This window comes from Bradyrhizobium sp. LeoB3, from assembly GCF_055456055.1.
Genome location: NZ_JBVBEF010000011.1, coordinates 86,552 through 99,192, shown reverse-complemented (window position 1 = coordinate 99,192; position 12,641 = coordinate 86,552). Strand labels below are relative to the sequence as shown.

Below are 12,641 nucleotides of genomic sequence, written 5' to 3'. Positions count from 1 at the left end.
GCGCGCGTGTGAGAGAACTCGAGCAGCCGGCACATTTGCTGGTCTATCAGCAAATTGCTGCATCGGTTGCAGATTGACTCGCATTAAACGTGGGCGTTAGATCAATGACATAGCCCGGTTCGGCGGAGTGGTGCGATGGTGTCACCATCGGCGATCGATGAACGGCCTTACGTTTCGACCGGTCATCTACCTAATCCCGAGATGGTGCAGTCGCTGGTGGAAGACGCGCACCGGCGTATTAAATCGAACGCCGAGGGCCACAATTCGCAGGTCTACCCGGCGCTCGCCCGAGTGCCCAGCGAGTTGTTCGGCGTTTGTGTCGTTGGAACCGATGGGCATGTCTACGGCGCGGGCGACATAGACTACGAATTCTCCATCATGAGCGTGTCGAAGCCATTTGTGTTCGCATTGATCTGCGAGACGATTGGCCCCGAAGAGGCACGCGCAAAGCTTGGCGCCAACGCCACCGGATTCCCATTCAACTCGCTTGCTGCGATCGAGCGCGGGGAGGGGCGTACCAATCCGATGGTGAATGCGGGCGCCATCGCGACGACGAGCCTCGCGCCGGGAACGTCCGCCGAGGCAAAGTGGGAATTCATCCACGGCGGGCTGTCGCGCTTCGCGGGCCGCAAGCTCCCACTCAACGAAGAGGTGTACGCCTCCGCGTCAGAGACCAATTTTCGCAATCGCAGCATCGCGCGGCTGCTCGAGAGCTACGACCGGATCTATTGCGATGCCAAGCGGGCAACCGATCTCTACACGCGGCAGTGTTCGCTGAACGTGACCGCCAAAGATCTCGCCGTGATGGGCGCGACGCTGGCGGACGGTGGGGTGAACCCGATCACGAAGCAACGCGTGGTCGACGCTGCGGTCTGTCATTACGCCTTGGCCGTGATGATCACGGCCGGATTGTATGAGACGTCAGGCGACTGGCTTTACGACATCGGCCTGCCGGGAAAGAGCGGGATCGGCGGCGGCATTGTCGCGGTTTCTCCCGGAAAAGGCGGCTTCGGCACGTTCGCTCCGCCGCTGGATGCGGCCGGCAACAGCGTGAGAGGGCAACTCGCCGCGAAATTCCTGTCGCAGCGATTGGGCATGGATCTGTTCGTTTCGCAACCGGAAGACTGACCAATGTTCACTGGACCGGCGTCCTATCCAGCTAGCCGATCCTGAAAGCCCGGGCAAATCGGAGGACGCCAGAGTGACACAGACAATCTCGATCGGCGGCATCCACGAGGAGGAACGCGCATCATGGATTCCCATGATCGCGATCGCGCTCGGCCAGATGATCATGTCGTTCAACGTCGCTTCGCTGCCGGTGGCGATGGGGGGAATGGTCAAAAGCTTCGGCGTTCCTCCGACCACGGTCGCGACCGGCATCGTGGCCTATTCCATGCTGGTCGCCGGCTTCGTCATGCTGGGTGCCAAGCTCGCGCAGCGCTACGGCGCGCTGCAGGTGTTCCGTGCGGCCGTCGTGCTGTTCTTCATATCTCAGGTCATGATGACGTTCAGCCCGACGGCAGTCGTGATGATCACGGCGCAGGCGCTGTGCGGCGCCGCCGGCGCCGTCATCGTGCCCTCGCTGGTGGCCCTCATTGCCGAGAACTACACCGGACGCCAGCAGGCAACCGCGGTGGGTGCGCTTGGTTCAGCACGTGCAGCGGCCGGCGTGCTCGCCTTCATCATCGGCGGCGTACTCGGCACCTATATCGGCTGGCGGCCGGTGTTCGGAATTCTCATCGCCGTTTCCGCGATCGTGTTTTTCCTCAGCTTCCGGCTCAGGCGCGATCACGGCCGGCCGGATGTGGAGATTGATCTCGTCGGCGTCATACTTGCAGCAGCCGCGATCATTCTCATCAGCTTCGGCTTCAATAATCTGAACAGATGGGGGCTCGTGTTGGCGAGCCCGAACGCGCCGTTCAGCTTTCTTGGCTTGTCTCCCGCCCCGATCCTGATCGTGGTGGGCATCGTGCTCGGCCAGGCGTTCCTGATGTGGACACACAGACGCCAGGAGGCAGGCAAGACTCCTCTGCTTGCGCTTCAGGTGATCGATTCGCCGGAAGAACGAGCGGCCGTCTACGCGATGTTCGCCGTCGTCGCGCTGGAGGCCGCGCTCAACTTCTCCGTCCCGCTCTACATTCAGATCGTGCAGGGTCGCAGCCCGATCGCCACTGCGGTGGCGATGATGCCGTTCAACCTTACAGTATTCTTTGCCGCGATGCTGATCGTGCATGTCTATGACAGGCTGACGCCGCGGCAGATCGGGCGAGCCGGCTTCATCCTTTGCACAGTCGCGCTGTTGTGGCTCGCATTCGTTGTGCGCAACGACTGGAGCGAGGTGCCGGTGCTGCTCGGGCTCGTTGTCTTTGGTATCGGGCAAGGCGCGCTCGTCACGCTGCTGTTCAACGTGCTGGTCACGGCTTCTCCCAAGGAACTCGCGGGCGATGTCGGATCGCTGCGCGGCACCACCAACAACCTCGCTGCCGCTGTCGGAACGGCAGTGGCGGGTGCGCTCCTTGTCGGTCTGTTGAGTTCGATCGCGCTGACCAGCATCGCCGCGAGCCCCAAGCTCACGCCCGAACTTCAAGCGCAGGTCGATCTCGACAACATCAATTTCGTCAGCAATGACCGGCTTCAGACTGTCCTTGCCGATACCAGTGCATCCCCGGCAGAGGTCGCCGAGGCGGTGCGCGTCAACACGGAGGCGCGTCTGCGCGCCTTGAAAATCGGCCTGCTGGTCATGGCTGCGCTGGCACTTGTGTCGATCATTCCGGCCGGGCGGCTGCCGAACTATCGACCGGGAGAGATTCCGAGCGACGAGACGGCGAGCGAAAGCGGGCGAACCGCCTGATGCGCAACGGGGTCGAGTGCTCTTGAAATCGAGGAGAATGACATGACCACCTATGACAATGGTTCTACGATGCGCCTGACCGGGCTGCCGACACCGCCTTTATGGGTGTGCATCCTGCTCGGAATCGTCATGATCGTCGCGGGCCTGCTGGTCCTGGGAGATCTCGCGCTGTTCACCGTGATCAGCACCATCTTCATCGGCTGGATGGCGATTTTCGCCGGTGGATTCGAGATCATTCACGCTTTCTGGACCAAGGGTTGGGGGGGATTCGTGTGGCAACTGCTGCTCGGCGCGCTCTATCTTGCATTCGGCATCGTGCTGGTGACCCAGCCGCTGACCAGCGCGCTGATCCTGACCCTTGTCCTCGGTCTGCTGCTTCTGATCTCGGGGTTCATCCGCATCCTGGTCGGCATCAGCCATTGGCAGCAGTTCGGCTGGATCATTCTGGTGTCCGGGCTGTTCGGTGTTGTGGCAGGTCTCATCATCCTCACGGGATTTCCGGCCACCGGGACATGGGTGATCGGATTGCTGCTCGGCATCGACCTCTTGTCTCACGGCATCGGATGGCTGACCCTTGCCTGGCTGCCGGCTGTCAGAACGGGGTAGCAGCCGTCGATCGACGAAGACTGGCAGTACGCCGCTAATCGCCCGCGATCACGTCGGGCGTTACCCTCCCGCACAACAAGAATGCGAACCTTGCGCTATGCGCCATTGGTGGAGATCAGTCATGTCAGGTTTGAGGAAGCCGGGTCGAGCTTTCATTGCAGCGCTCCTGGCTTCAATTGGAATGAACCTCGCGGCTTTGCCGATTGCGCAGGCTCAACAAGCGTCCGCCGTGCTGTTCCAGAACGTTCGCATCTTTGACGGAAAGAACGCCGCGCTCTCCGCGCCGTCCGATGTCCTGGTCCGGGACAACAAGATCGAGAAGATTTCGGTTGCAGCGATCAAGGCTGACGCTCAGGTGATCGACGGCGGCGAACGCGTGCTGATGCCCGGGCTGATCGACGCGCATTGGCATGCGATGTTGGTGCGCCCGACGCCGGCGGCTACTCTGGCTGACGACGTCGGCTACAACAATCTTCTTGCGGCAGCGGAAGCCACCGCCACGCTGATGCGGGGCTTCACCACCGTTCGCGACATGGGCGGGCCGAGCTTTGGGCTCAAGCGTGCGATTGACGATGGCCTCGTCGCCGGCCCTCGCATCTATCCGTCTGGTGCCGTGATCACCATCACCGGCGGCCATGGCGATTTCCGGCAGCTTACCGATCTGCCAAGAACGATCGGCGGCATGCTCAGCCGCATGGAAAGAATTGGCGGCAGCATGGTCGCGGACAGTCCGGATGAGGTTCGTGTGCGCGCGCGAGAGCAGCTCATGCAGGGGGCCTCACAGGTCAAGCTCACCGCGGGCGGTGGCGTCGCTTCGCCGTTCAGCCCGCTCGATGTGTCCACCTTCACCGAGCCCGAGCTGCGTGCCGCCGTCGAAGCCGCTGAAAACTGGGGCACCTATGTGGCCGTGCACGCCTATACGCCGGTTTCGATCCAGCGCTCGATTGCGGCGGGAGCAAAGTGCGTAGAGCACGGCCACCTGATGGACGAGGCTACGGCGCGCCTCATGGCGGAGAAAGGAATCTGGTTGAGCACGCAACCTTTCCTGGATCTGGCGGGCGCAAGTGCGCTCGGGCCGTCGGAGCAGGCGAAGATGCGGCAGGTGGTTGCCGGCACGGACAGAGTCTACGCGCTGGCAAAGAAATACGGAATCAAGACTGCCTTCGGCACTGACATCCTGTTCTCTCAGGCGCTGGCGGAGCGGCAAGGCGCCATGCTGGCCGACCTTACCCGCTGGTACACGCCGGCTGAAGCGCTGACAATGGCGACATCGACCAATGCCGAATTGCTGAGCCTGTCCGGGCCGCGAAATCCATATCCCGGCAAGCTGGGCGTGGTGGAGGAGGGCGCGCTCCCCGACCTCCTGCTGGTCGACGGCAATCCGATCGACAACATCAGGCTCGTGGAAGATCCGGCGAAGAATTTCCTCGTCATCATGAAAGGCGGAAAGGTCTACAAGAACCTTCTCGCCCGAGAGCCTTCTCGGCGCTGATCCGCAAGATACGTACAGAGATACCAGCAGCCGGCAAGATCGGTCGCGAACTGATGGACTGTTATGAAAGTGTGACATTTGGTGATGTAGTAGTCGCCAGCGAACCGCTGCTCGGATTCCGTCGCGTCGAGATCCAGAACCTGCTTCAGGACGACGGCGACAGGATCCTGAACCAGAAGATCGAGCCCTGAGGTCCCTATGATTGTCCATTGTTCTGCGTTTGAAGGTCCAGCACCGCGATACCGTCGCGATCGTGTCGGCCGTCACATCGTGGCTTTGGCGATCATCGGACTGGCCGGCGCACTGAGCGGCTCTGAACCCACCTTCGCGCAAAATCCTCCCCCGGCGGCACCGCAGCGGGTGGTGAAGCCGAAGGCGCCTGCCGCAGCACCCGCGCCTGTTGCGGCGGCCCAGCCGGCCGCCCCGGCGCCGCAGACCGAGGCGGCGGTGTCGGGCAACGAGCCGGTCGCGCGCGTTGGCGGACGTGACGTCTCCGCGTCGGAAATCCGCGCTTTCCTCGCCGCCGTCGGGCTCGAACAGCGCGCCGCGCTCGCCCGCGATCCCGCGCTTCTCAACCAGACGCTCCGCGCGATGTTCGCAAGGCAGCTCGTCCTCAAGGAAGCCACGGACAAGAAGTGGCAGGACCAACCGGCCGTCGTCGCTCAGCTTGCCAAGCTGCGCGAGGAGGCCATCTTCGAGACCTACCTGCAGTCGGCGTCGGTGCCGCCGGAGAATTATCCGGATGAGGCGGAAATCCAGAAGACCTATGACGCCAACAAGGGCGCGCTGATCATGCCGCGCCGCTTTCATCTCGCCCAGATCTATGTCGCGCTGGCGGAAGGAGCGGACGCCGCGGCCGAGGAGAAGGCCAAGGCGAAGGTCGCGGACATCCAGGCCAAGCTGAAGCAGCCGAAGGCGGACTTCGCCGAGGTCGCGAAGGACACCACCGACCAGCGGGAGCAGGCGGACAAGGGCGGCGATCTCGGCTGGCTGCCCGAGCCGCAGCTCGTTCCCGAGATCAAGAGCCGCGTGATGGGAATGGCCGTCAATACCGTGAGCGAGCCGATCAAGCTTGCCGACGGCTATCACATCGTCAAGCTGATCGAGACCAAACCGTCCGAAACCATGGCGCTTGCCGACGTGCGGGACACCCTGGTCCAGCGCCTGCGGGCGCAGCGTGCCGAGCTCAATCGCCGCGCCTACCTAGCGCGCGCGCTCGAGCAGAATCCGCCCGCGATCAACGAAATCGCTCTATCCCGTATCGCCGGCGAGCTGACGCAATCGGCAGGCGCTGCCCGCTAACAGCCTTCGGCACGGAAGCGATGGCATCGAAATCCCCGATAAACGGGAATCCCGGCAGGCTGCGGCGTCTGCTGCGTTCCTTCGGTCTCGTGGCGCTCGGCCTTTCCGCTGGGCGCGCGCCGGCTGCGGCGCAAAGCACGGACTTCAAGGCCGCATCCGAGGCGCCCGCCGCCTGGCGCGACTATGCGTCCCGGCTGCAGGGTGCCTTTCAGCAGCAGATCGATGCCGACGGCGACACGTCGCAGTGGCTTGTGACCTTCGCGGCGGGGCGAGAGAAGGAGAACAAGCCGCTGACATTCGTCGTGAGCGCCTCGATCCTGCCCGACGGCAGGATGGACCGCATCGCGTTCGACAGCAGCATGGATCCCGAGCTTGGCGGCCGGTTGCGTCCGCTGCTTGCCTCCGCCAATGCCGGCGCGCCGCCTCCCGACATGCTTCAGCCGCTGCGTCTTCGCCTGCGGCTCCGATCTACAGAGTGAGCGAGGCGGGGGCGTGCGGGGGCATCGGCAGACCAGGTTGTCGCGCGGTTGGTTGCTTGCACTGGCGACCGGTGTCGGCCTCGCGCTGACAAGCGCTCTCGCGTTCGCCGATACGTCACCCGCGGCGGCGGAGGAATCCCCCGCTGCCGAGGCGGCAAGCGAGCCTGAAAAGGAAGCTGCGCCAGCCGAAGCTGCGCCAGCCAAGGAAGCTGCGCCGGCCGAATCTCCATCGGCCATCGAACGGCGATGGCGCGAGAATGCCAAGGTCGGGTTGCCCCCGACGCGAGGCGGCGCGACCTCGACCTCGAGCGCGCAGCCTCGCTCCCGCTATCGCGAGCTGATCGAGAAGCAGACCGCCGGCACGGGCCTTGCGCCCGAGATCGCGGAAGCCGTGATGGGCGTGGAGAGCGGCTACAATGCGGGCGCGATCGGCGGCGTCGGTGAAATCGGATTGATGCAGGTGTTGCCCTCGACGGCGCGGATGCTCGGCTTCACCGGCACCAATGCCGAACTCGCCGTGCCCGAGACCAACATCCGCTATGGGGTGACCTACCTCGCCCAGGCATGGCGGCTCGCCCGCGGCGATCTCTGCACCGCCGTGATGAAATACCGCGCCGGCCATGGCGAGACGCGCTTCTCCCATCTGTCGGTGAGCTATTGCCTCGCGGTGCGCTCTCGGCTGATGGCGCGCGGCTTCCAGGTTACCGGCAGCGTTCCCGTCGCCACCTTCGGCGAGCCGGCCCGTGGTGGCGGCGGTGGTGGTGGATGCAAGCGCAGATGCTTGGCCGGCCTGGGCGGCCCCAATATCAACTATGCCAACCTGAACGCCCGCCTCAGCGCGCTCGTCGTCCAGGTGCGCGGCGGAAAATAAGGGCGAAGATGCTGGTGATCCTCCCTCTCCCGTTCTTACGGGGAGAGGGTCGGGGTGAGGGGCTCTATCCGCGAACACGATGACGGCTGTGTTTGCGGAGGCTCCCCCTCACCCGAAATTCAAGCTGCGCCTGAATTTCGACCTCTCCCCGCAGACGGGGCGAGGTGAATCCGACCCATTTGCTCGATACGAGAAAATCATCAGACCTGCGCGGCTACACCGCGTGATGATGCGGCCGGAACAGGCGGCCCTTTTCCGTCACAGCCGCGATGGCGAGTGCCGCCAGCGCGCAGAGAAAGAAGCCGGTCGAGAACGGCAGCAGCGTGCCGTCATAGCTCTGGCCGATCGCCATCCCGACGCCGATGCCGAGCAATGTCGTGATCGATCCGTACAGCGACGACGCGGTGCCTGCGATGTGGCCATGCGGCTCCATGGCGAGCGCCGTGAAGTTCGCCATCATCAGGCCGAAGGTGAACATCATCAGCGCCGACAGCAGCATGAACAACGGCAAGGGCAGCATTTGCAGCTTCACCGCCGCCAGCATGACGGCGGCAACCAGCAGAAATCCCGCCAATGCGCCGTGCGAGATCACGCGCATGCCGAGGCGGCCGACGATGCGGGAGTTGAGAAAGCCGGCGATGGCGACGCCGGTCGCGATGGCGGCGAATGCGAGCGGGAAGTAGTGGCCGAGCCGGTAGATATCGGTGAATACCTGCTGCGACGAGAACACGAACGCGAACATCGCGCCCCACACGCCGCCGCATGCCAACGCATAGCCCAGCGTCTGGCGGTTGCTGATGGTCTGCCGGAAGGCGCCAAGCACCTCGCCAAGCCGAAGCGACTTGCGCTCCTCCACCGGTAGCGTTTCCGGCATGCGCAATGCGCTCCAGATCAGCGCGATCACGCCGTACAGCATCAGCGCAATGAAAATGCCGCGCCACTGCGTCAGCAGCAGCACCGCCTGGCCGAACGACGGCGCGACCACAGGCACCGCGATGAAGACCATCATCGCGAGCGACATCACGCTCGCCATGCGTCGTCCTGCGTAACAGTCGCGAACGATCGAGGTGGCGATCACACGCGTTGCCGACGTGCCGAGGCCCTGCAGCGCACGCGCGAGCAGCAACGTCTCGAAGGATGGCGCCGCGATCGCGAGCAGGCTTGCGACACCATAGACGGCCATGCCGCCGAGCAGCACCGGACGGCGGCCGAAGCGATCCGACAACGGGCCCATCACGAACTGTCCGACACCGAAGCCGATCAGGAAGGTGGACAGCACCATCTGCGGATGGTTGGCGTCGGCAATGTTGAATGCGGCGCCGATGCTGGGCAGCGCCGGCAGCATCATGTCCATGGCCAGCGGGTTCAGCGCCATGATCGATGCGATCGCAATGACAAATTCGGGGAAGCCCATCGGGCGGTGGCCTGACGATACCCAGGCCTCGGCATTGATTTCAGACACGTAGCATCCTTTTGCGGAGCCGCAACATAACGATCGTGTTGCAATGCACAATCCCGCGTTTCGGAATGGCGGACCGGCGGTTCCAGACTGGATGGGCAGCGCGGCGCACTTTTAGGCAGTCATGGCTTGGCGAATTCCGAAATATGGATACCGAGTCGCCAATCTCTCCGCTTTGCCCTGTGAAACTTGCGTGTCACCATCATATCGGGGCTACCGATCGAGGAGGTCCGCGATGCGATGGTGCATCTCGATCGCAGCGGTGCTGGCCGCCGGCATGCTCGCGGGCGCCGCCGGCGCTGCAGCGCCTGATCAACCACCGGCACTTGCCGAGCGGCAGGGCCCGCCTTCCGTCGATATCGAACTTATCATTGCGGCCGACGTCTCCTATTCCATGGATACGGACGAGCTCACGGTGCAGCGCGAGGGTTATGCTGAGGCCATCGTTTCCAGGCAATTTTTGCAGGCGCTGAAGGGAGGCCCGAACGGAAAGATCGCCCTGACCTACTTCGAATGGTCGGCGTTCGGCGACCAACGGGTGATCATTCCCTGGCGCGTGATCGACGGCCCCGAGACGGCTGACGCAGTCGCCAGCGAAATCATGCAGGCGCCAATCCGGCGCGGGTCGCGCACCTCAATTTCGGGCGCAATCCTGTTCGGGACGCCGCTCTTCGACGAGGACCCTAACCGCGGCTTTCGGCGTGTCATCGATGTTTCCGGCGACGGTCCCAACAACAACGGGCCACCTGTCACGCCCGCTCGCGACCAGGCGCTGGCGAAAGGCATCGTCATCAACGGCCTGCCGATCATGATCAAGGAGCCGTCCCATTCAATGATGGATATCGACAATCTCGATTGGTACTACGAGGATTGCGTCATCGGCGGGCCCGGCTCCTTCGTCGTGACAATCAAGGATCGCGAACGATTCAAGGAAGCCATTCGCACCAAGCTGGTGCTCGAAGTGGCCGGACGTGATCCCGAGCAGAAGGTCGTTCCCGCCGCCGCGAAGGAACCAAGGATCGATTGCCAGATCGGCGAAAAGCTCTGGGAGGACCGTTGGGGACGCTAGAGCATGATGAGATCAGGTCGAATTGGCGCCACGTCGGAGGTGCCTTACCTCTCCCCGACGGGGAGAGGTCGGATCGCATGGCGAGATGCGATCCGGGTGAGGGGGATGAGCTCCATCGAGGAACCGCAACCCCTCACCCGGCGCTGCGCGCCGACCTCTCCCTATGGGAGAGGTGGACAACCGCGGTCACGCCGATTCAACCAAATGACATCATGCTCCAACCGATCTTCGAGGCTGAACGGCTCTGGATGTCAGCCGAGACGAAGACGACGCTCGCCGAAGGCATAGAGCTGCCGCCACAGCAGGCGATTGAACAGCGTCACCATCACGCACATGACGGCGATGCCGAGCACGACCTTCGGAAAATCGCCGGCTTCGGTCGCTCGCGCGATATAGGAGCCGAGGCCGATGGCGGTCAGATGGGTGTCGCCCCAGCTTGCGACTTCCGCGACGATCGAAGCGTTCCACGATCCGCCCGAGGCGGTGATCGCTCCCGTGACGTAGTAGGGGAAAATGCCGGGCAGGATCACCTTCACCCACCAGCGCCATCCCTTCAGATGGAAGCTGCCGGCGGCTTCCCGCAAATCGCTCGGGAAGGCGGCGGCGCCGGCGATCACGTTGAACAGGATGTACCACTGGGTGCCGAGGATCATCAGCGGGCTGAGCCAGATGTTCGGATTCAATCCGAAATGCACGATCAGCACGACAAACACCGGAAAGGCCAGGTTGGCCGGGAACGCCGCCAGGAACTGCGCGAGCGGCTGTACGCGTTCGGCGAGTTTCGGCCGCAGCCCGATCCAGACGCCGATCGGTACCCATATGATCGTTGCCAGCGCAATCAGCACGACCACGCGCGCGAGCGTGACGAATCCATATCCAACCGCAGTGGTCACGTCAGACCAGCCGAGCGTGGCGGAGAGATATTGATAGATCTTCCAGGTCGCGTAGCTCGTCACGGCGGCGACCACTGCCACCCATATGCCGTCGGCGAGGCGGGAGGGCTGGCTGCTCTTGCCTTGCGTCCGCAGTACCGCAGGCACGCTGATGCGGAGGGTCGAAATGACCTTGTTCGCAGCGCCAAGCGGATAGGTCAACGCGCGCAGCGCGCGCGTACGCCTGAAGAGGTCGAGCATCCAGGACGTCGGTGGCTCGGTGGAGGCAGTCTGCTCGAAGCGGAATTTGTCGGCCCAGGCCACGATCGGGCGAAACAAGAGCTGGTCGTAGGCGATGATGACGAGAAGCATGGTCATCAGCGCGTAGACGATCGCCGGCAGGTTCTGCTCTTGAATGGCCAGCGCCACATAGGAGCCGACGCCGGGCAGGGTGACCGTCGTGTTGCCCACGGTGATCGCCTCCGATGCCACCACGAAGAACCAGCCGCCGGACATCGACATCATCGCGTTCCAGATCAGGCCGGGCATCGCAAAGGGCACATCCAGTCGCCAGAACCGCTGCCAGCCGGAGAGGTGAAAGCTCTGCGTCGCTTCCTCGAGATCCTTCGGCACGCTGCGCAGCGACTGATACATGCTGAAGGTCATGTTCCAGGCCTGGCTGGTGAAGATCGCGAACACGCAGGCCAGCTCGGCACCCAGCACCTGCCCCGGAAACAGGTTCATGAAGAACACGACCGTGAAGGTCAGGAAGCCTAGGATCGGCACCGATTGCAGGATGTCGAGCAGCGGGATCAGCACGATCTCCGCGCGCCGGCTCTTGGCGGCGAGCGTGGCATAGATGAAGGTGAAGACCGTCGAGCAAACGATCGCCAGCAGCATCCGCATCGTGGTCCGCAGCGCATAGAGCGGAAGATTGCGCGGATCGAGCGTAACCGGCGTACGCTCGAGCTCCGACAGCGGCTCAATCGTCTGCTTGCCGCCATAGACGATCAGCACCAGGACGCCGATCAAGAGCAGCAGCGCCACGAGATCCCAGACATTGGGGCGAAGCGAGTTTTGCCCGAGGACGGCGCTGCGGATATCCTGAAACGTCATGAGCCACCTCTGGTCAGAACCCGGCGTGCACGCGGCCGAGAGGATCGAGACCGGACCGCGATCGCCGTTATAGGCAGGGTTCACGACGAGCCGATAGTGGAGGCCAGTCGTGGGCGGCCCGAGCCTGTGCGCGGAGTCACTTTTGGACGAATTTCATGAATTATTTCAATGTGATTGGCCCGGTCCAGCCTTGGCGCGAAAAATAAACCGCTTAACCCGTCGGGCAAATCAGTGATTTAACTCCGCGCGTCTCACGGCGGATGAGGGGCGGCTCGCGATCGTCACGAACGTTGCGGTGAGATGCGGTGGACGTGATGTGTGTGACTGACGAGCACGCGCATCACGGACGGCGAAGTCGTGTGGTCCTGGCGCCCCGACGCTGGCGCTAAGTTCTGTGGATCAAGCATCCGCAGAGTGACGGTGGCAAGAAAGCCCGGTCACCGGGGAGAGTACGAAGTAAGCCGTAAACCATCGCGCAGGGAAAGCCGGAATGCTTCGGTTGACCTGTGGTCCTACCCCCGTGC

General features: G+C 63.3%; 10 protein-coding genes. 8 read left to right on the top strand and 2 right to left on the bottom strand.

Annotated features, from left to right (window positions below):
- Window positions 1-135: 135 nt before the first annotated feature.
- From glsA to ACZXDY_RS11230, 7 genes are all read left to right on the top strand, one after another.
- Window positions 136-1,128 carry a glutaminase A gene (gene glsA / locus ACZXDY_RS11260; RefSeq protein ID WP_464345523.1) on the top strand — a complete coding sequence of 331 codons (993 nt, stop codon included), beginning with the start codon at window positions 136-138 and terminating at the stop codon, window positions 1,126-1,128.
- 73 nt (window positions 1,129-1,201) lie between these two features.
- Window positions 1,202-2,851, top strand: a complete 1,650-nt coding sequence (locus ACZXDY_RS11255; protein ID WP_464345522.1) for an MFS transporter — start codon at window positions 1,202-1,204, stop codon at window positions 2,849-2,851.
- Between the two features lie 42 nt (window positions 2,852-2,893).
- The gene (locus ACZXDY_RS11250; protein WP_028165242.1) at window positions 2,894-3,457 is read left to right on the top strand and encodes an HdeD family acid-resistance protein; all 564 of its coding nucleotides are present in this window, start codon (window positions 2,894-2,896) and stop codon (window positions 3,455-3,457) included.
- Window positions 3,458-3,638: 181 nt separating this feature from the next.
- Complete coding sequence (locus tag ACZXDY_RS11245; protein ID WP_464345549.1) at window positions 3,639-4,949, top strand: metal-dependent hydrolase family protein; 1,311 nt, start codon at window positions 3,639-3,641, stop codon at window positions 4,947-4,949.
- Window positions 4,950-5,219: 270 nt separating this feature from the next.
- Window positions 5,220-6,251, top strand: a complete 1,032-nt coding sequence (locus ACZXDY_RS11240) for a peptidylprolyl isomerase (RefSeq protein WP_464345521.1) — start codon at window positions 5,220-5,222, stop codon at window positions 6,249-6,251.
- A gap of 20 nt (window positions 6,252-6,271) precedes the next feature.
- Window positions 6,272-6,730, top strand: coding sequence for a hypothetical protein (locus ACZXDY_RS11235; protein WP_464345520.1), 459 nt, complete (start codon window positions 6,272-6,274; stop codon window positions 6,728-6,730).
- Between the two features lie 37 nt (window positions 6,731-6,767).
- Window positions 6,768-7,601 carry a lytic transglycosylase domain-containing protein gene (locus tag ACZXDY_RS11230; RefSeq protein WP_464345519.1) on the top strand — a complete coding sequence of 278 codons (834 nt, stop codon included), beginning with the start codon at window positions 6,768-6,770 and terminating at the stop codon, window positions 7,599-7,601.
- 214 nt (window positions 7,602-7,815) lie between these two features.
- Here ACZXDY_RS11230 and ACZXDY_RS11225 read toward each other — a convergent pair whose 3' ends face one another.
- Complete coding sequence (locus ACZXDY_RS11225) at window positions 7,816-9,063, bottom strand: multidrug effflux MFS transporter (RefSeq protein WP_464345518.1); 1,248 nt, start codon at window positions 9,061-9,063, stop codon at window positions 7,816-7,818.
- Between the two features lie 232 nt (window positions 9,064-9,295).
- On the opposite strand from ACZXDY_RS11225, the gene ACZXDY_RS11220 reads away from it, so the two are divergent.
- Entirely contained in the window at window positions 9,296-10,129 is an 834-nt protein-coding gene (locus ACZXDY_RS11220; protein WP_464345517.1) for a DUF1194 domain-containing protein, read from the top strand.
- A 251-nt stretch (window positions 10,130-10,380) separates the two neighbouring features.
- Here the strand turns inward: ACZXDY_RS11220 and ACZXDY_RS11215 are convergent, their stop codons facing one another.
- Window positions 10,381-12,117 (bottom strand): ABC transporter permease, encoded by a 1,737-nt coding sequence (locus ACZXDY_RS11215; RefSeq protein ID WP_464345516.1) that lies wholly within the window; start codon window positions 12,115-12,117, stop codon window positions 10,381-10,383.
- Window positions 12,118-12,641: the final 524 nt, after the last annotated feature.